Genomic DNA, 16,692 nt, shown 5'->3' on the forward strand with positions numbered 1-16,692 from the left:
AGGTTGGTTGCATGTAATTCAACCGGCAGATAGATATGTATTATGTGGGCCAGGAAAGAAACGGATGTCCTGCGTCTTCCGGTTAAAATACGATTCTTTTATTACTATGTATGCATAAATCCGGTGTATATACCATGAGGTGTGAGATGGAGATCATCAAGATTCCGCAGATGAAAAAAGAGGAATATGACGAACTGATCCGCGAAGGCTGTGTTTCTAGAATTGCCTTTCAGGGAGAGAAGTATCCGTATATCGCACCGTTTATGTACGTGTTTGATGGGAGCTTTCTCTATTTCCTGTCGACGAAGTACGGGAGAAAAAACGATCTCTTTAAAAAGAGTCCCTACGTCTCGGTCGAGGTGGAACGCTACTCCGCGGATATGTCCTGCTATACCTTTGTGACCATGCAGGGACGTCTGGTACAGGAAGAGGATGCGATCACCAAGAAGAAGGTGCGGAAGATGTTTTTAGACCTGATTCAGGAACACGAACTCTCGCATAATATCCTTGCGGCACTGGGCCATGACCCGTCGGAACCGATAGAGTCAATTCTCGAAGAGGAGCGCTCAAACATCTGGAAACTCACGGGCGTGACCGATATTGTGGCGCTAAAAAATCTTTAGTACACATATGTTCCATATAATCTTTTCTTTTTGACAATATTTATATTATAAATCGTTTAACCTAATCCTGATTAACATGGATTTGAAACGGATTGGTTTACTTTTACTTGTTCTGCTCAGTGTAACCTTCATCTGCGGGTGCACGGGAACGGATTCGAACAATGCAACAGCAACCCCCCCGACCGCGGCTGCAAATGCAACCGCTGCAGCCACCCCCCCTGCTCCGGAAGAAACAACAACGGCAGCAAACCCAGAACTGTTGAAGATTGCAACCACCACCAGTCTGGACAACACCGGTCTGCTTGAAGCGCTCCAGGAGCGGTTTGAAAAAGACCACGATGTCACCCTGCAGATCATTGCAGCAGGCACCGGCAAGGCACTTGAGTACGGCCAGCGCGGAGACGTTGACGTGCTGATGGTGCATGACCGCGCCCGTGAGGACACCTTCATCGACGATGGATATGGCATCAACCGCCGCGGCATTGCCTACAACTACTTCATGATCATCGGACCCGAGTCCGACCCCGCAGGCATTGCCAACATGACACCGGAAGAGGCACTGACCACCATCTATACCACGGCAGAGACCAACCCCCGACGTGGTCTTCATCTCCCGTGGCGACAACTCGGGCACGCACTCCAAGGAGAAGGCCATCTGGACCAGTGCCGGATATAATTATACCACAGACGTTGAAGGCGCCGGTGACTGGTATGTCGAAGGCGGCCAGGGAATGGGTGCTACCCTGACGCATGCCAATGAGAAACTGGCGTACACGCTCTCGGACTCCGGAACCTACCTGTCCTACAAGACCGACCTTGACCTGGTACCCCCCCTCGTTGACAAGGGAGATTCTCTCCTGAACGTCTACAGTGCCATGATGATCAACCCGGAGAAGTATGACTACGTGAACAGCGACATGGCACGGGAATGGATCAACTTCCTGATCACCCCGGAGACGCAGGAGTTCATCGGTGGATTTGGTGTCGACACCTACGGCCAGCCGCTCTTCTTTGAGTCTCGCGGAAACTTTGACGTGATGGGTATCACCCAGGCTGAAGCAGAGACACCCATCCCTGCATAATCCTTTTTTTTGCGAATTCTTTAACTTCTTTTGCGCATGAATGAAACAGCAGGTGCATCATCTTGAATGAGCTTATTGACGGATTTATCACCGCGGTCACGCTGATTGTGACGCTCGATCCGGAAGTCTATGAGATTGCATTCAGGAGCATATACATTACCTTTTCAGCGACCCTCATCGCATCCGCCCTCTCGATACCTGTTGCGCTGTATCTCGCATTTCATGATTTCCGGGGGGAAAAACGAGCCTTGTGAACCTGATTCATACGCTCTATGCCCTGCCGACGGTGCTCATCGGCCTTCTGGTCTTTCTCATGCTCTCCCGCAAGGGGCCGTTCGGGTTTCTGGGTCTGCTCTTTACCCCCCCCGGTGCCATGATCATCGGGCAGGTCATTTTGATCATCCCGATTCTTGTCGGGCTGATATACTCCGCCCTCACGTCTCTCGACCCGATTGTCAAGGACACGATCATATCACTGGGCGCGGATCGTCTCCAGTTTGTGGCATCCATTCTCCGGGAAGTAAGATTTGTGATATATGCAGCGATTGCCATGGCCTTCGGGCGGGCCATATCGGAAGTGGGGGGGCGGCAATCATCATCGGCGGGAACATTAAGGGATTTACCCGTGTTCTCACGACCGCCATATCCCTTGAGACCTCGATGGGAAATATTGAGTTCTCCATGGCGCTGGGCATCATTCTGCTCTTTATCGCGTTGATCGTAAACTTTGTCATGACCACAATCCGGAGGGGGGGAACTGACATGATTGAAATTGAGCACCTGAAGAAGGATTTCGGCGACCACCAGGTACTGCGGGGCGTAGACCTCCGGGTCTCCGAGGGGGAAATATTTGTGATCATCGGCCCCCCCTCGGGACAGGGCAAATCCACCCTGCTCAGAATCATCGACACCCTCGAAAAACCGACCTCCGGGGATGTACGCATACAGCATGACTCCCTCTATACCGGGGGGGGCGTTCGAATCACCATGAGATGCGCAAAAAGATCGGCATGGTCTTCCAGAACCCCCCCGCAATATTTCAGGGACGGTCTTTGAGAATGTGGCATACGGCCTTCGGTTCCGCAAAATATCTTCAACAGAGATGCATGAACGGGTCTCACAGACTCTCCGGGAGGTGGGGGGGCTTGAAGGCTACGAGAAAAGGGATGCACGCAGTCTCTCCGGCGGGGGGGAAAAGCAGCGCATCGCCTTTGCCCGCACGATGGTGACCCGGCCCGAGATCATTCTCCTTGACGAGCCGACGTCCAATATTGACCCGGTCACGACAGAAAAGATTGAGGAAATAATCCATTACACCCGTGACACCTACGGCACCACCATGATCATGAACACCCACGATATGCTGCAGGGTCAGCGGATGGGGGGGATCGTATCGGGGGGGTGATGATGGACGGGAGGATCGTGCAGTCCGGGACGCCGAAGGAGATCTTCACCCTGCCTGAAAACGAGGGTGTGGCCCGGTTTATCGGGTTTGAGAATGTCTTTGCGGGCAAAATATCGCATACGGATGGCCGGACGGCGGTGATACAGTCCGGGAGAGCAGACGTGTATGGGGAGACCACGCTTCCTTCCGGTGCACCGGTTGCCTGGTGCATCCGCACCGAGGATATGCACCTGCACCGGAAGGAACGCTACGAGGATGCCAGCAAAGTCCGAAACCATCTCCGGGGGGGCACCGTTGCCAAAATCACGCTTGTCGGCCCGAAACAGCATGTGATCGTCGACTGCGGTATCCCGCTGGAAGTGGTTGTCGGCTGGCGGTTTGCCGACCGTCTAAAGGTGAAACGGGGGGGAGATCAGGTATGGGTCTCCTTTCACCCGGAAGCCGTCCACGTAATGCCCCGGTGAGGACGATAACGGGAGCGCTTATTGTCCTTCCTGCCGACTCTTTTTTGCATGACCGCGATTCAGCCTGCAGAAACTCTTCGCTCTCTTCTTCGCCGGATTGACGGGAAGGGCTACGGACAGTACGGAGACATCCGGGGGCCAGTATCAGTTTGACTCTTTTGTGCTCTGCATCGACCATGTGCAGAAAGATCCGTTTGCCTCGCCGTCCCGGGTGCGTGTTCTGGTTGACGCGGGGGCAGCAGGTTTTACAGATGATATGTGGAGCACCACCTCCCGCCGCCGGGGGGGGCTCTGTGATTATCTCACCCGTGCCTTCTGTCAGGCGGCAGAACGAAGCAGCGCCCGGTCCGGCAGCGGGAAGAGCGGCCTGATTGCGATGGATGAACCCGGTCAGGAGATTCTGGAACGGACGTCTGTTGTCATCCGTGACGCCGGTGTTGAGGGGGGCGCTGTGTCGTGGGCCTGCCTGCTCACGGGCGCAGGATTGCCGGGCGGGAGGCGGAAAAGATCTTCTTTGAGCGCCTGCCGGAGTGTGTCGCAGCCTCTCTTGTTCTGCGGGCTCATGATTCGAATCGGATATATCGTCATATCGGGGTGGCCGAGGACGCGGACGTGCTCCGCGGTGCCCTGAGGGAACAAAACCTCGTCGCGTTTGTGGCGGACGGTGCCGTGCTGCCGCGGGAGAGCGGTGCCTCTGACCGGCCAATGAAGTCTGCCGATGTGGTGCCGTTTGCCTCACCGCCTGCGTTGCGGGTAGAGATTGCGGTTCCGCATGCGGGGGGGCCCCTCACCGGGATGGGCATTCCCAGGGGGGGGTGACCCTGATCGTGGGCGGCGGCTATCACGCAAGTCCACGCTCCTTGATGCCCTCACGGCCGGGGGGGTGTATACCCATATCCCCCGGCGACGGGCGTGAGTATGTGGTGAGCGACCCGGCGGCGGTGAAGATACGTGCCGAGGACGGACGGCGGGTGGAGGCGGTGGACATCTCGCCGTTCATCACCGGCATTCCCGGCGGGAAGGATACCCGTTCCTTTTCTTCAGAGGACGCGAGCGGCAGCACGTCGCAGGCGGCCACGATCATGGAGGCGCTTGAGGCCGGTGCCCGCCTCTTTTGTATCGATGAGGATACGAGCGCGACAAACTTCATGATCCGCGACCGGAGGATGCAGGCGCTTGTCGCAAAGGAGCATGAGCCGATCACTCCCTATATCGACCGGGTGCGGGAGCTCTTCACTGAATTCGGCGTCTCCTCGGTGATCGTCATCGGCGGGTCGGGTGACTATCTCGATGTGGCGGATACGGTCATCTGCATGGATGCCTACCGACCGGATCTGATCACCGACGCGGCCCGGAAAATAGCGGTGGAGTATCCCACCGGCCGGATACCGGAGACCGGTCAGGCCTTTCCCCCCCGATGGCAGGAACGGATCTTTGACGCCCGCTCCTTCTCGCCTGCCAAAGGCAAGCGGGCGGTGCGGATTCAGGCCCGTGGCAAAGGACGATCGTCTTCGGGACGACCGATATCGACTGCACTGCAGTCGAACAAATTGTTTCAGAGAGCCAGACCCGTGCGATTGCGGATGCCATCTGGTATGCGGTACAGTATATGGACGGGTCTGCCACCGCAGCCGGGGTTGCCACACGGGTGATGCAGGATATCGAAATGCAGGGACTCGATATCCTTTCCTCGCGGAAACGGGGGGGAGACTATGCGGCGTTCCGCTCTCTTGAGCTGCTGATGGCAATCAACCGGATGCGCACGCTGCGTGTTGTGCAGGCGGAGCGGTAGGATGGGGGGGAAGGAGCAGGGGGGGCAGCCCTTCTGGTCGTAAAAAAGTCCCGGTTCTATGCCCACCTCTACGAGGTTTCATCAGTTGAGGAGGTGCAGGAGATCCGGGAGCAGCACCGGAAAATATACCGCAAGGCCGCCCATCATTGTTATGCCGCCCGGTTGACCCTGCCGGAAGGCCTCCTCGAACCGTTCGGGAGTGACGGTGAGGTGGGACGGCCGGGCATGGTGCTCCTCAACCTGCTCCAGCGGGAAGAGCTTACGTCGCATATGATTGTTGTATCCCGCATCTTCGGCGGCATCAAACTCGGGCCGGGGAATGTCTCGCGGGCCTTCCGGGACGCCGCGGCAGAGGCGGTGGCGGCGGCCCGGATGGAATAGAAGGCAGCCCGGAAAATCTATTTATTCTCTGTCGACTGCAGGAAGCGCTCAATCTCCTGCTGAAAAACAGAGAAATCCCCGATATGTTCCTGCAGTATTGAAAAGGCAAGCGTGTCATCGATTGCCCCATAGCGGTGCACAACGATATTTCGAAATCCTTTCATTGTTTTCAGTGTCTGCCGCATCCCGGAACCGAACACGCCGTGCTGCACAAGGTGCTCAAGGATATCTTCATCCGCCCCCCCGGGGACACCCAGTTGGAGGTCAGTATTCAGAATCGCACAGATATCAAAGACATTCTCAATTGCATACTCCGTGCGTTTGTAGATGCCGTCTTTGATCAGGCCCAGCTGTTGAAATGAATCCGCAGAGTCCGGGAAATTCGTTTGGATCAGTTCAATGCTCTCTGTCATCTCCCGGAGTTTGATGCGGATGACCGTGCTCCGTATGGACTTGTTCATACGATCGCCTGCGTGCCGATATAATCATACAACCGGTGTTTGAACGCATCAAACTCCCGTATCGTTTCAAGTGCCATATCATAGAGGAACCGTTCATCAGGACAGTAGATGACACGCCCCCCCGCAGAACCTCCATCCGGACGTAGAGCGGCAGGTTCCCAAAGATCTGGATGTCATACCGGTCATCGAAGAGTTCGGAAAGCACGGCAAACCGGAACTTCCCCCCCTTCCTCACGGTCTCCGTCGTAATATATGCAGAGATCGATATCAGACGTCTCTTTCGCCCGTCCTTCTGCAACGGAACCATAGAGGATGATAAACCGTACCCTGTCAAAACCCTCGATCGTTTTGAGCCGTTCGAGTGCATGATGAATCAGTTCCTCTGCTATTTTCATCCGAAAAATCCCTCGTCCATAGGTGGCATCTCTCCTGCATTAACATTTCCGCCGGCGACGAATCCCGCTCTCCTGAGCGGTGGCTCTTCCGCGAATGGGTGTGGAAATTCTGTAGATACCTGTCAGAATGGTGGCAGACGATGGATGTCAGGTGAGTGAAAGTAAGAATAAGAACTGCCAGCTCCTCTCCTCTCACACAATTCACAAAAGTATTGTTTCAGGGATTGAACGGATTTGGGAAGGAACAGATCTGCGTCTGTTCATTGATGGTCTTTTCTGACCGATAATTCATATCATGGGAAACATTATCGCAATAGATTTACCAGCTCTTCTTTCGTGATGCAGTTTTTCTGTGACACTTTTGTGATGATATCATTCAGTGTGCCTTTTGCAATCTCATCATGCAGGGGTATGGTAATCCTGTGTTCTCCTTCAGTGAACATTTTCTTCATCTGGATATCTGCCTCGCTGTCGCAGAACGGCATATCCAAGTGAATTGAGCAACTTCACCAGTTTTGACCCGCTAACAACCGGATATTTTGGCAACGGAACCAACCTGAAATTCAGTCAGGGAGACGATGGTAATCTGCTCCCCTGCTTCAATATCTTCTGCAAAATGCAGTTCTGCTGCATCGTTGATCTGTTCGATGAGGTCATCAAGCGTTTTGCCTGTGTGAAGATATCGACCCAATGCCACGGGCGCACCAGTGTTCACCATTATGATATATATCGAATATTACATGCATTTTTTCTGCATTCCTCCTTGGTAATGTCCATGGATAATCCATATTCTGGATGTCTGATCCGTCTCGCAATTGCATCGCAATTACAGATGTTTTTTCAGTTCTTCTTCCCGCCGTACGGCAGCGCCTGCGGCCCGGAAGGCATCTTCCAGTTCTTCAAAGTTCGGGATGCCCGCCTCCCGGAGGACCCGCACGCCTGCGGTCATGCTCTCCCCCCCGCCGATCATGCATCCGACGACCATCTTATCGGTGTGCCGGGAGAACCGGGCCATCTCGGTCGCGAGGTGAACGGGGGGGTCAATCGTCGCCGTCGGCACCGATACGACGAAGGCGATGTCCCACTCCTCCTGATGGCGGATGAGGGCATCGAAGGTCAGCGCAAACCGGTGGACACCCGCGTCCCCCACCATATCGATGGGGGGGTTCTGACGACTCCAGCCCGGCAGCATAAAGGCGTTCATCTCGGCGAGCAGGGCATCAGAGAGGGGGGGAGCCATTTGGATGCCGTGCTGCTCTGCGTAATCGGAGGCGAGGACACAGAACCCGCCGGCAATGGATATCACGACGGCACGGTTTCCCTGCGGATAGCCTTCCGAGCCCAGCAGCATCGCGAGGCTGAAGGCGTCCGAGAGATTATGTGCCATGATGATGCCTGCCTGCTGGAAGGCAGCTTCGTAGACCTCGTAGCTTCCGGCAAGGGAACCGGTATGGGAGGCGGCCGCCTGCTGCCCCCCCACGGCGGAGCGGCCCGCCTTAATAGCGATCACCGGTTTTTTCGGGGGGGTGACCTTCGCCGCCTCTTCAAAAAAGCGCCTGCCGTCACGGATCTCTTCGATATAGAGGACAATGGTGCGGGTGTATGCATCCGCTGCGGCAAAGCGGATGTAGTCCACGAAGTCGATATTGGTCTGGTTGCCGACCGAGAAGACGGCAGAAAAACCGATGTCGCGGGAGAGACTCCAGTCAACAAGGGTGGTGATGATGGCGCCGCTCTGTGAGATGAAGGCGGTATGCCCGATTCGGGGTGACTTGGGGGGGTCGAAGGTGGCGTTCAGGGAGAGCCGGGGGGGCACCTGCAGGCCGAGGCAGTTGGGGGGGCCGGTGTAGCGGATGTCGTATTCCTGTGCGATCGCCTCAACCTCCTGTTCGAGGAGCGCCCCCCCCTCGCGGTCAGTCTCCCGGAAGCCGGAGGTGATGATGATGGCAAGCGGGATGCCGCGAACGCCCGCGTCCCGCATCACCTGCGGCACGACGGTGTTGGGCACGGTGACGATCACCGCGTCCGGTTGTTCGGGGGGGACATCTGCAAGGGAGGGATAGACGGTCTTACCAAAAATGGTGCCGCCTTTTGGGTTCACCGGGTAGACCGTGCCGCTGAAGGTCAAAAGATTTCGGAGGACGATGTAGCCAATCTTCTTGGGGGGGTTTGCCGAGGCGCCGACGAGGGCGATGCGTGAACCGAAAAAGAGGTTTTCCGGGAGCGGGGGGGGACGGGACAATGCTGGTGCCGCTGCCGGCGGGCGGATGAGCACGCGGGCATCCACCGCACAGAGACCGTCGGTATAGAGCACAAGGGGGGGGTTGATGTCGAGTTCGGCCACCTCAGGGCGGTTGGTGAAGAGGGCGGAGACCTGTTGGATGGCATCGCTGAGTGCCGCCTCGTCGAGGGAAGCGGTGCCACGGTAGCCTGCAAGCTGCGGGTAGTGGCGGATGGAGCGAACCATACCTGCGGCCTCCTCCTTTGAGACGGGGGGGGCGACCCGCATCGTGATGTCGTGTTCCAGTTCGACGAGGGTGCCTCCCGTGCCGAAGGTGACAACCGGCCCGAATGCCGGGTCGCGTTTCCCGCCGATATAGAGTTCAAGGCCCGGTGGTGCCTGCTCTTCGATGACAAACCCGGTGATGGCGGCATCCGGCGCCCGTTCATGGATATTTTTTTGGATGGTCGCAATTGAGGCCCTCAGTTCTTCCGGGGTGTGGATACCCGTCTGCACCCCACCGGCGTCTGATTTGTGAGTGATGTCGGGGGAGAGAATCTTTGCCACACAGGGGTAGCCAATCGTCTCTGCCGCCGTCACCGCCTCTGCTGCGGAGTGGACGACCGCGTGACGGGGGGGGACGGTGATGCTGTAGTCGTTCAAAAGTGCGAAACTCTCGGGCTCGCTCATCAATCCCGGGGGGCGTCAGTCATGATATGAGGATGGAGCAACTGTCGTAATAGCTGTTGTGGATGGTATCTCACGGGTGAGGATGGGTGCCGTCCGGCCTGCCGCCTCTCCCTCCCGGATGAGGGAAAGTATCTCCTTCAGAGGGACGGGCTGGTAGCCGGTGACGTCCGTTGATATGTTGACCGTTTTGTTGGTGAAACTGATGAAGGGGGGGTAGTCACCGAGCCGGGCGTTGTGCGTGTGGCCGTGTATCACCCAGCCCCGGTAGGATGCCGGGACGTGTTTCGGGTTGTGGATGACAAGGAAGGTGCGGCCGCCTGCGCTGAGAGTCTGGGACGGGCAGGTGCCTTCGAGGCAGGTGTCGTGGTTGCCTTTGATCCAGGTGACCGTCCCGTTGAGTCGGGAACGGCAGGCATCCACCGTCTCGGCCTCAGCCTTGTAGGTGAGGTCGCCTGCGAAGATGACGGAGTCATTCGGGCCGATGGTGTGGTTCCAGTTCTCCGTGAGGACGCGATCCATTGTTGCGGTGTCATCGGGAAGAAAGGGACGGTAGTAGTAGTCGATGGCCTCGCAATGGCCGAGGTGGAGGTCTGCGGTCAGAAATATCTCCGGTTCGGGGGGGTATGGGAGGGTGCGGTGCACTCATACCCGCGGGTGTGCCGGTAGGCAGCGTGGGAATCTCTGAGAAGATCTTCTGAGGCGGCCTCTTCCGGGGTGAGACGACGGCCGAGCGGAAGGTCGTATAGGTTTCCATCCGGGAGAGTGATGCGGGTCGCATCAGTGGTGATGAGGAACGGGCGGCAGCGGTGATATTTCTGCGGCCGCCGGTCAAACACGTTTGCGAGGGCTTTTGCGATCAGGGATTCGGATGGGGGTCAGGGGGCAGATCGTGACGCTGCATTTTTTGAGGGTGGTGAAGTATCCGAGAGGCGGGGTGACGGGGGGAGGGATGAGGATGAGGTGCCTGCAACGGCCTCCAGCCCGAAAAAGAACCGGTGGCCCCCGGCGGATGCGTCGGCAGCCGGTGATGGTAAGAGGAAGATAGGGGGGCATTGTCTGTCGGGTGACGAGAGAGTCGGGCAGGGGGAATTCCGGCAACGGGGCAGGCATCGGGGGATGCCCATGGTCGTGCTGAATTCACGGGCTGCGTCGGTGAGTTTCCACTCGGCAAAGAGCGGGCAGGCGGTGGCTTGTTCCGGGGGGGATTTCTTATGCATATGAATGGTTTGTTACGTTTTGTAACGGGTATTTTGTGAATGTTACTTTTTGTAACATATTGTTTATCTGGCGTTTTTATTTGGTTTTGGGGGCATATGGACGTTCTTTTGTAACAAAGAGTGTCCCCCCCACTCTAATACCTGCCAAACGATTCCAGCTCCTCACGCACGGCCATGCGAACCGCCTCAATATCAAGCTGTTTTCGTTCGGCCCGTTTCAGACGACTCTCCATCGCACGGATGCCCTCCGATATGCTGGGGCCGTAGGAGAGGGCGATATCTATTGCGTCCTCCTGGATACGGACTACTCTGGACATAGTAAAAATATATTGGATGCCTGCCGGATTAAAAGGGGCGGATATCTGCGACCGGGTGTTCCGGCATATATTCTAAGGATGAAGAACAAAGGAGATTTTATATGCGGTATGTGGTCACCGGCGGTGCCGGGTTTATCGGATCCCACCTTGCAGAGACGCTGGCAGGGGGGGAGGGGCATGCAGTCGTGATTGTCGACGATTTCTCCACCGGAAAAACTGAGAATCTCCAATGGGCAGAGGGGGGGATGGCACAGGTGACAGTATGTGAGGGGAGCATCACGGATCTTGCCCTCATGCAGCAGGCTTGCAAAGGTGCGGACGGGGTCTTCCACGAGGCGGCCGTTGCCTCCGTGCCCAAGTCGGTCGCTGACCCGCTGGGGTCAAACGCGGTCAATGTGGACGGCACCCTCACGGTGCTTGTCGCCGCACGGGATGCGGGTGTCCGGAAGGTGGTGCTCGCCTCGTCCGCCGCAAATTACGGGGGGGACAATCCGAACCTCCCCCCCCTCAAAGAGACAGAATCTCCGCGGCCGCAGTCCCCGTATGCGGCGCAGAAGCTGATGGGTGAATACTATGCCCGCCTCTTCACCGACCTCTACGGGCTGGAGACAACCTGCCTGCGCTACTTCAATGTCTACGGCCCGCGGCAGGATCCCTCATCACCCTATTCCGGCGTGATATCCATATTTATCGACCGGATCTCTGCCGGAGAACCGATCACCATCTACGGCGACGGGACGCAGACGCGGGACTTCATCTACGTCGGTGATGTCGTCCGGGCGAATATCCGGGCAATGGCATCCGATGTCCGCGGTGTCGTAAATGTGGCCGGGGGGGGACAGGAGACCTCACTCAACGACCTCGCCCGAGTGATTATGGATCGTACCGGGAACACCTGTGACACCCGCTACGATGCACCGCGGGAGGGGGGGACATCCACCGCTCGCTTGCCGATACCCAAAGGCTTGAGGAGACCATCGGCAGGGTCGCAGCATGCCGTCTTGCCGACGGTCTCTCAAAGACGATCGCATGGTCTGTTGCATCGCAAACCGAACCATCCGTCTGAAACCCTGCCGGTTCTGTTTTTGTTCTCCCTCTTTTTTCACCGGCTGACCATCACGAATTATTTATATAAACATCCGATACTTCTATACGAATTGCCGGGGGGGAACCCGCAACGGTGGTGGTATCAATACTATACGGAAGAAATACGGTTGGAGACAATGTCGTCATTGCTGAAGGCGTTGTGCTTGGATTTCCCTCACGCGAATATATGGGCAGAGACGAGTTTCCGGGAACGACCATCGGTGCGAACGGGGGGGTCATCCGCTCGGGGACGATTCTCTATGCCGATGTTGTCGCGGGCAGGAATTTCTCTACCGGACACAATGTGATGATCCGCGAGAAGACCACCATCGGTGATGGGGGGGTCTCCGTCGGGACGAACACAATAATCGAGGGTAACACAATCATCGGGAACAACGTGAGTCTCCAAAGCCTCGTCTACATACCGACCGGGGTCGTGATCGAGGATGACGTCTTCATCGGCCCGAACGCGGTGCTCACCAACGACCCCTACCCGCCACATGGCGGGGGGGATAACCTGAAGGGGGGGCCCGTGATCCGGAAGGGTGCCTCCATCGGTGCGAACGCGACGATTCTTCCGGGGGGGTCGTTGTTGGCGAAGGGGGGGCGCTTGTCGCAGCGGGTGCGGTCGTGACGCACGATGTGCCGCCCCCCCGCATGCTTGCCATCGGCTCACCTGCACGCTTCCGTAACCTGCCGGAGGGAGCGAAACAATGATCCCGGTCGCAAAACCCGCCATAGGGAGGATGAGATTGCGCCGTTGCCGCGGTAATGAAGACCGGCATGCTGGCGACCGGGCCCGAAGTGACCGCGTTTGAAGAGGAGTTTGCCGGATACTGCGGGGGGGTGAACCATGCGGTCGGGATGAACTCCGGCACGGCGGCACTTCATGTGGCCCTGCGGGCCCTCGGTGTCGGGCCCGGTGACGAGGTGATCGTGCCTGCCTTCACCTTCATTGCCACGGCAACAAGTGTGAGCATGTGCGGGGGGGCAAAACCCGTGATGGTGGATGTGGACGAAGAATGCTACACCATCGACCCGGAGGAAGTCACAGAGCACCTGAACGCAAAGACAAAGGCGGTGATTGGAGTCCACCTCTTCGGCCAGCCGTTTGCGGTCGAACCGGTCGTGGAGATCTGTGAGGATGCGGATGTGCTGCTCGTCGAGGACTGTGCTCAGGCGCACGGGGGGGCGATGTACAAAGGAAAAAAAGGTCGGCGGTTTCGGCGCTATTGGCTGTTACTCCTTCTACCGACCAAGAATATGACCGCCGGGGGGGAAGGTGGGATGGTGACCACCAATGACGCAGCACTTGCGGATCACTGCCGGAGGATTGCAAACCACGGCCAGAGAGATAAGTACCTGCACACCGAACTCGGCTATAACTACCGGATGACCTCCATCGGCGCGGCCATCGGCCGGGTCCAGCTCAGAAAGCTGGATGCGATGAACCGGAAAAGCAGGCGAATGCTGCCTACTACACCAGACATCTGGATGCATTTGGGCTGAAGACGCCGATCATCCGGACGGGATGCACCCATGTCTTCCACCAGTATGTGACCGCAATCACCGGGGAATTCCCCCCCGCAGACCGGGAGACCGTGATGGCCTTTTTGCGCGGGAAGGGGATTGGGACTGCCGTGCACTACCCGCTGCCGGTGCACCGCCAGCCGCTCTACGCCGGTGACCCCCCCGGGGTGCGCTGCCCGGTATCGGATGACGTCTCCGCACAGGTGCTGAGCCTGCCGGTGCATCCCGGCGTGACCGAAGATGACTGTGCCTATATTGCTGAAACGATCAACGGGGGCGGAGTGGTAACATGGATGTCGGCGTAATCGGAACGGGCATTATGGGCAGAAATCATGTCCGTGTCTACTCGGAGATGAAGGCCGCAAACTCGGTCTGGGTCTACGATCTAAATACAAACGTGGCACGCGATGTGGCAGAGCAGAATAACGTGAACTACGCGTCATCGATGGCAGAACTCCTCCGCTCGGTGGACGCGGTGAGCCTCTGCGTGCCGACGCCATACCACTGCAATACGGCAAAGGAGGTGCTGGACGCAGGGGGGGTGCATATGCTGGTGGAAAAACCGATATGCCTCACGGCAGCGGAGGGTGCCGAACTTCTGGCGCACATCCCGGATGGCTGTGTGGTGGGCGTCGGGCATATCGAGCGCTTCAACCCGATCATTCATGAAATAAAGCGCATTATCAAAGACCCTCTCTACGTGGAAATTAACCGGCACAACCCGGCCTCCGCCCGCGTGACCGGGAGTTCGGTGGTGGAGGACCTGATGATCCACGACATCGACATCGTCTTCAATGCCCTCTTCGGCAGTGACTACACGATGAGCGCCTGCGGCTCGTTTGATGTCTGCGGGGCCCTCTTTAATTTCGGCGAGACGCCGGTCTATCTCTCCGCCTCGCGCAAGGCCTCCAAGAAGATCCGGCTGATACGGATTGAAGAAGAGGACTTCACGATCGAGGGTGACTTCATGAGTCAGGAGGTCTATGTCTACCGGAAGCCTGAGCACTATCATCAGGAAGCCGAGCGCTATGTGCAGGAAAATATCACCGAGAAGGTGATGGTGGGCAAGGTCGAACCTCTGAGAACGGAACTTCAGGCATTCATCGACTGTGCCCGAACGGGGGGGACGCCGTTCCCCGTCACCCCGGAGCAGGCCGTGGAGAATGTCCGGATATGTGAAAAAATAACAGGAACGATGCGCATATGAACGAGAAACTTCAGCAGTTATTCAGCGAACGCGGACCGATTAAGACCATTGGGGTCATCGGCATGGGCTATGTGGGGATTCCCGCGGCCGCGCTCTTTGCGGACGCACCGGCATTTGATCAGGTATATGGGTTCCAGCGGGACTCACAGAGTTCGGGATATAAGATTACGATGCTCAACGCAGGGGGGAGAGTCCCCCCCTGAAGGGCGAGGAGCCGGGGGGGCTCGACAGTTTGATTGCAAAGGTGGTCGGCGAAAAGAAGTTCACATGCACCGCAGACTTTTCGAAGATTGCCGAGTGCGATGCGGTGACGCTTGCCATCCAGACGCCGTTTAAGGATCCCAAGGATCTGATCCCTGACTTTACGCCGCTTATCGACGGCATCCGGAATGTGGGCAGGTATCTGACCCCCCCCGGCACCCTTGTCGTGCTGGAGTCAACGATCACGCCGGGGACCACGATGGGGATGGCCCGTGAGATTCTTGAAGAAGAGTCGGGGGGGCTTGTCGCAGGCGAGGACTTCGGCCTGGCCCACGCCCCCCCGGAGCGGGTGATGGTGGGCCGCCTCCTGAAAAATATCCGGGAGCATGACCGGATCGTCGGCGGAATTAATGACGTGTCTACCGAGCGTGCGTGTGAACTCTACGGCCCAGTCTTAACGAAGGGGCAACTCATCCCGATGAGTGCGACCGCTGCAGAGGTGACGAAGACCGCGGAGAACACCTTCCGCGATCTGCAGATTGCCGCGGTCAACGAGCTTGCGCTCTACTGTGAGGCGATGGGCATCAATGTCTATGACGTCCGGGCGGGTGTTGATTCGTTGAAAGGCGAGGGCATCACCCGTGCGATCCTCTGGCCCGGTGCGGGTGTCGGCGGGCACTGTCTGACGAAGGACACGTATCATCTGGAACGCGGTGTCTCGGTGGTGGCGGCAGAGCCGCTGGACTATCCGGAGGGGGGGCGGGAATCGCTCTTTGTGCTCGCCCGCGGGATCAATGATTTTATGCCTGCGCATATGCTGAAACTCACAAAGGATGCGCTGGCCCGCGTGGGGAAGGATATCCGTGGCGCAAAGATTGCCCTCCTTGGCTGGGCCTTCCTCAATGACTCGGATGACGCCAGGAACACTCCGGCCGAACCGTTCTATCAGGCGGCCGTTGCGGCAGGTGCTGAGGTCCGCATCCACGACCCGTGGGTTGACCCAAAGACCGCACCGGATGTGCCGGAAGGTGCGGAGATCACCCACGACTTTGATGCGGTCCTGAGTGGTGCAGATGCGGTTGTCATCTTTGCGGGCCATAAGGAATACCGGGCTCTTGTTCCGGCAGCAGTGAAGGCACGCTGCGGATGCAGCCATCCGGTGCTGGTGGACGGACGGAATGTTGCGGAGCCGGATGCATGGATTGCGGAAGGGTTTGTGTATAAGGGGGGGATTGCCGCGGGGGGGATAAGAACGGGCATCCGCTTGACGGGTGAAATGTCCGGTGTTTTTCCGATGATGATGGGATTATCTCTTTGAACTATCCGTGATACCCTCCGGATATTTCAAAGAGTGCCTGCCTGTTTCCGGTGTTCTTTCCTGATTATGGGCGGCATGCCGGAAGCTCTGATATTCTGTTTTGCTCCGGGGGGGTATATTATCGGATTTGATTGAAGGGATACAATTTTTCCACAAATAAATGACTATAATCGGAGATGATGCATGATGTTCGATAACATTTCAGTATATTCCGTCTTAGGATGATTCTTGTCGTAAAAATCATGCATTATGTTCTATGATTATTCGAAATTTTATGGATTATGATCGATGATTATATCAAT

Annotated in this window: 20 protein-coding genes and 6 pseudogenes; 16 read left to right on the top strand and 10 right to left on the bottom strand. The window is 57.2% G+C overall.

The window, feature by feature from the left end; genetic code table 11:
- Positions 1-146 precede the first annotated feature (146 nt).
- From JCM10550_RS08490 to JCM10550_RS08520, 11 genes and pseudogenes are all read left to right on the top strand, one after another.
- Entirely contained in the window at positions 147-623 is a 477-nt protein-coding gene (locus JCM10550_RS08490; RefSeq protein WP_062398518.1) for a pyridoxamine 5'-phosphate oxidase family protein, read from the top strand.
- Positions 624-699: 76 nt separating this feature from the next.
- Positions 700-1,299, top strand: a complete 600-nt coding sequence (locus JCM10550_RS24780) for a substrate-binding domain-containing protein (RefSeq protein WP_281175335.1) — start codon at positions 700-702, stop codon at positions 1,297-1,299.
- Positions 1,223-1,705, top strand: coding sequence for a substrate-binding domain-containing protein (locus JCM10550_RS24785; RefSeq protein ID WP_281175336.1), 483 nt, complete (start codon positions 1,223-1,225; stop codon positions 1,703-1,705). Before JCM10550_RS24780 ends, JCM10550_RS24785 begins: the two co-directional genes overlap by 77 nt.
- Before the next feature lie 62 nt (positions 1,706-1,767).
- Positions 1,768-2,452: pseudogene (locus tag JCM10550_RS08500) on the top strand (ABC transporter permease); the annotation flags it as partial.
- Between the two features lie 15 nt (positions 2,453-2,467).
- Complete coding sequence (locus tag JCM10550_RS24790) at positions 2,468-2,761, top strand: ATP-binding cassette domain-containing protein (protein ID WP_281175338.1); 294 nt, start codon at positions 2,468-2,470, stop codon at positions 2,759-2,761.
- 4 nt (positions 2,762-2,765) lie between these two features.
- On the top strand, positions 2,766-3,110 hold the full coding sequence (locus tag JCM10550_RS24795; protein ID WP_062398461.1) for an ATP-binding cassette domain-containing protein: 345 nt from the start codon (positions 2,766-2,768) through the stop codon (positions 3,108-3,110).
- Positions 3,110-3,574 carry a TOBE domain-containing protein gene (locus tag JCM10550_RS08510; RefSeq protein WP_062398463.1) on the top strand — a complete coding sequence of 155 codons (465 nt, stop codon included), beginning with the start codon at positions 3,110-3,112 and terminating at the stop codon, positions 3,572-3,574. Before JCM10550_RS24795 ends, JCM10550_RS08510 begins: the two co-directional genes overlap by 1 nt.
- A 97-nt stretch (positions 3,575-3,671) precedes the next feature.
- A pseudogene (locus JCM10550_RS24800) lies at positions 3,672-4,393 on the top strand (ABC-ATPase domain-containing protein).
- Positions 4,390-5,226 carry a P-loop domain-containing protein gene (locus tag JCM10550_RS24805; protein WP_083475396.1) on the top strand — a complete coding sequence of 279 codons (837 nt, stop codon included), beginning with the start codon at positions 4,390-4,392 and terminating at the stop codon, positions 5,224-5,226. The pseudogene JCM10550_RS24800 and the gene JCM10550_RS24805 overlap by 4 nt, the downstream one beginning before the upstream one ends.
- The gene (locus tag JCM10550_RS20600; protein ID WP_218185165.1) at positions 5,226-5,366 is read left to right on the top strand and encodes a hypothetical protein; all 141 of its coding nucleotides are present in this window, start codon (positions 5,226-5,228) and stop codon (positions 5,364-5,366) included. The genes JCM10550_RS24805 and JCM10550_RS20600 overlap by 1 nt, the downstream gene beginning before the upstream one ends.
- A gap of 33 nt (positions 5,367-5,399) precedes the next feature.
- A complete protein-coding gene (locus tag JCM10550_RS08520) occupies positions 5,400-5,747 on the top strand; it encodes a YigZ family protein (RefSeq protein WP_062398465.1) in 348 nt (115 codons plus the stop codon).
- A 17-nt stretch (positions 5,748-5,764) separates the two neighbouring features.
- Here JCM10550_RS08520 and JCM10550_RS08525 read toward each other — a convergent pair whose 3' ends face one another.
- The 10 genes from JCM10550_RS08525 to JCM10550_RS08565 form a co-directional block, all read right to left on the bottom strand.
- Positions 5,765-6,208, bottom strand: coding sequence for a DUF86 domain-containing protein (locus JCM10550_RS08525; RefSeq protein WP_062398467.1), 444 nt, complete (start codon positions 6,206-6,208; stop codon positions 5,765-5,767).
- Positions 6,144-6,413: a hypothetical protein gene (locus JCM10550_RS22620; protein WP_245618926.1), complete on the bottom strand. Its 270-nt coding sequence runs from the start codon at positions 6,411-6,413 to the stop codon at positions 6,144-6,146. The genes JCM10550_RS08525 and JCM10550_RS22620 overlap by 65 nt, the downstream gene beginning before the upstream one ends.
- Positions 6,391-6,603 (bottom strand): nucleotidyltransferase domain-containing protein, encoded by a 213-nt coding sequence (locus JCM10550_RS22625; RefSeq protein WP_245618927.1) that lies wholly within the window; start codon positions 6,601-6,603, stop codon positions 6,391-6,393. Before JCM10550_RS22625 ends, JCM10550_RS22620 begins: the two co-directional genes overlap by 23 nt.
- A 305-nt stretch (positions 6,604-6,908) precedes the next feature.
- Positions 6,909-7,055 carry a hypothetical protein gene (locus tag JCM10550_RS20605; protein WP_218185166.1) on the bottom strand — a complete coding sequence of 49 codons (147 nt, stop codon included), beginning with the start codon at positions 7,053-7,055 and terminating at the stop codon, positions 6,909-6,911.
- A gap of 71 nt (positions 7,056-7,126) precedes the next feature.
- Positions 7,127-7,300, bottom strand: coding sequence for a type II toxin-antitoxin system HicB family antitoxin (locus tag JCM10550_RS08540; protein ID WP_245618929.1), 174 nt, complete (start codon positions 7,298-7,300; stop codon positions 7,127-7,129).
- A gap of 129 nt (positions 7,301-7,429) precedes the next feature.
- The gene (locus JCM10550_RS08545) at positions 7,430-9,514 is read right to left on the bottom strand and encodes an acetate--CoA ligase family protein (RefSeq protein WP_062398469.1); all 2,085 of its coding nucleotides are present in this window, start codon (positions 9,512-9,514) and stop codon (positions 7,430-7,432) included.
- Between the two features lie 15 nt (positions 9,515-9,529).
- Positions 9,530-10,156, bottom strand: coding sequence for a metallophosphoesterase family protein (locus tag JCM10550_RS08550; protein WP_062398471.1), 627 nt, complete (start codon positions 10,154-10,156; stop codon positions 9,530-9,532).
- A complete protein-coding gene (locus JCM10550_RS08555) occupies positions 10,111-10,350 on the bottom strand; it encodes a hypothetical protein (RefSeq protein WP_062398473.1) in 240 nt (79 codons plus the stop codon). Before JCM10550_RS08555 ends, JCM10550_RS08550 begins: the two co-directional genes overlap by 46 nt.
- A gap of 39 nt (positions 10,351-10,389) precedes the next feature.
- Positions 10,390-10,731 (bottom strand): hypothetical protein, encoded by a 342-nt coding sequence (locus tag JCM10550_RS08560; RefSeq protein WP_062398475.1) that lies wholly within the window; start codon positions 10,729-10,731, stop codon positions 10,390-10,392.
- Between the two features lie 134 nt (positions 10,732-10,865).
- On the bottom strand, positions 10,866-11,048 hold the full coding sequence (locus tag JCM10550_RS08565) for a hypothetical protein (protein WP_062398477.1): 183 nt from the start codon (positions 11,046-11,048) through the stop codon (positions 10,866-10,868).
- 101 nt (positions 11,049-11,149) lie between these two features.
- On the opposite strand from JCM10550_RS08565, the pseudogene JCM10550_RS08570 reads away from it, so the two are divergent.
- From JCM10550_RS08570 to JCM10550_RS08590, 5 genes and pseudogenes are all read left to right on the top strand, one after another.
- Positions 11,150-11,965, top strand: a pseudogene (locus JCM10550_RS08570) (NAD-dependent epimerase/dehydratase family protein); the annotation flags it as partial.
- A gap of 275 nt (positions 11,966-12,240) precedes the next feature.
- A pseudogene (locus JCM10550_RS08575) lies at positions 12,241-12,851 on the top strand (N-acetyltransferase).
- Positions 12,848-13,969 (top strand): annotated as a pseudogene (locus JCM10550_RS08580) (DegT/DnrJ/EryC1/StrS family aminotransferase). Before JCM10550_RS08575 ends, JCM10550_RS08580 begins: the two co-directional pseudogenes overlap by 4 nt.
- Complete coding sequence (locus JCM10550_RS08585) at positions 13,954-14,871, top strand: Gfo/Idh/MocA family protein (RefSeq protein ID WP_062398479.1); 918 nt, start codon at positions 13,954-13,956, stop codon at positions 14,869-14,871. Before JCM10550_RS08580 ends, JCM10550_RS08585 begins: the two are co-directional and overlap by 16 nt.
- Positions 14,868-16,347 (top strand): annotated as a pseudogene (locus tag JCM10550_RS08590) (nucleotide sugar dehydrogenase). The gene JCM10550_RS08585 and the pseudogene JCM10550_RS08590 overlap by 4 nt, the downstream one beginning before the upstream one ends.
- Positions 16,348-16,692 lie beyond the last annotated feature (345 nt).

It is taken from the genome of Methanogenium cariaci JCM 10550 (assembly GCF_001315945.1).
GTDB lineage: Archaea > Halobacteriota > Methanomicrobia > Methanomicrobiales > Methanomicrobiaceae > Methanogenium > Methanogenium cariaci.

Coding starts and splice junctions, on each gene's coding strand:
- JCM10550_RS20600 (WP_218185165.1), top strand. CDS start 5,226: ATGCAGGATATCGAAATGCAGGGACTCGATATCCTTTCCTCGCGGAAA.
- JCM10550_RS08545 (WP_062398469.1), bottom strand. CDS start 9,514: ATGAGCGAGCCCGAGAGTTTCGCACTTTTGAACGACTACAGCATCACC.
- JCM10550_RS08510 (WP_062398463.1), top strand. CDS start 3,110: ATGATGGACGGGAGGATCGTGCAGTCCGGGACGCCGAAGGAGATCTTC.
- JCM10550_RS22625 (WP_245618927.1), bottom strand. CDS start 6,603: ATGAAAATAGCAGAGGAACTGATTCATCATGCACTCGAACGGCTCAAA.
- JCM10550_RS08585 (WP_062398479.1), top strand. CDS start 13,954: ATGGATGTCGGCGTAATCGGAACGGGCATTATGGGCAGAAATCATGTC.
- JCM10550_RS24780 (WP_281175335.1), top strand. CDS start 700: ATGGATTTGAAACGGATTGGTTTACTTTTACTTGTTCTGCTCAGTGTA.
- JCM10550_RS08565 (WP_062398477.1), bottom strand. CDS start 11,048: ATGTCCAGAGTAGTCCGTATCCAGGAGGACGCAATAGATATCGCCCTC.
- JCM10550_RS08560 (WP_062398475.1), bottom strand. CDS start 10,731: ATGCATAAGAAATCCCCCCCGGAACAAGCCACCGCCTGCCCGCTCTTT.
- JCM10550_RS24790 (WP_281175338.1), top strand. CDS start 2,468: ATGATTGAAATTGAGCACCTGAAGAAGGATTTCGGCGACCACCAGGTA.
- JCM10550_RS08490 (WP_062398518.1), top strand. CDS start 147: ATGGAGATCATCAAGATTCCGCAGATGAAAAAAGAGGAATATGACGAA.
- JCM10550_RS20605 (WP_218185166.1), bottom strand. CDS start 7,055: ATGAAGAAAATGTTCACTGAAGGAGAACACAGGATTACCATACCCCTG.
- JCM10550_RS08525 (WP_062398467.1), bottom strand. CDS start 6,208: ATGAACAAGTCCATACGGAGCACGGTCATCCGCATCAAACTCCGGGAG.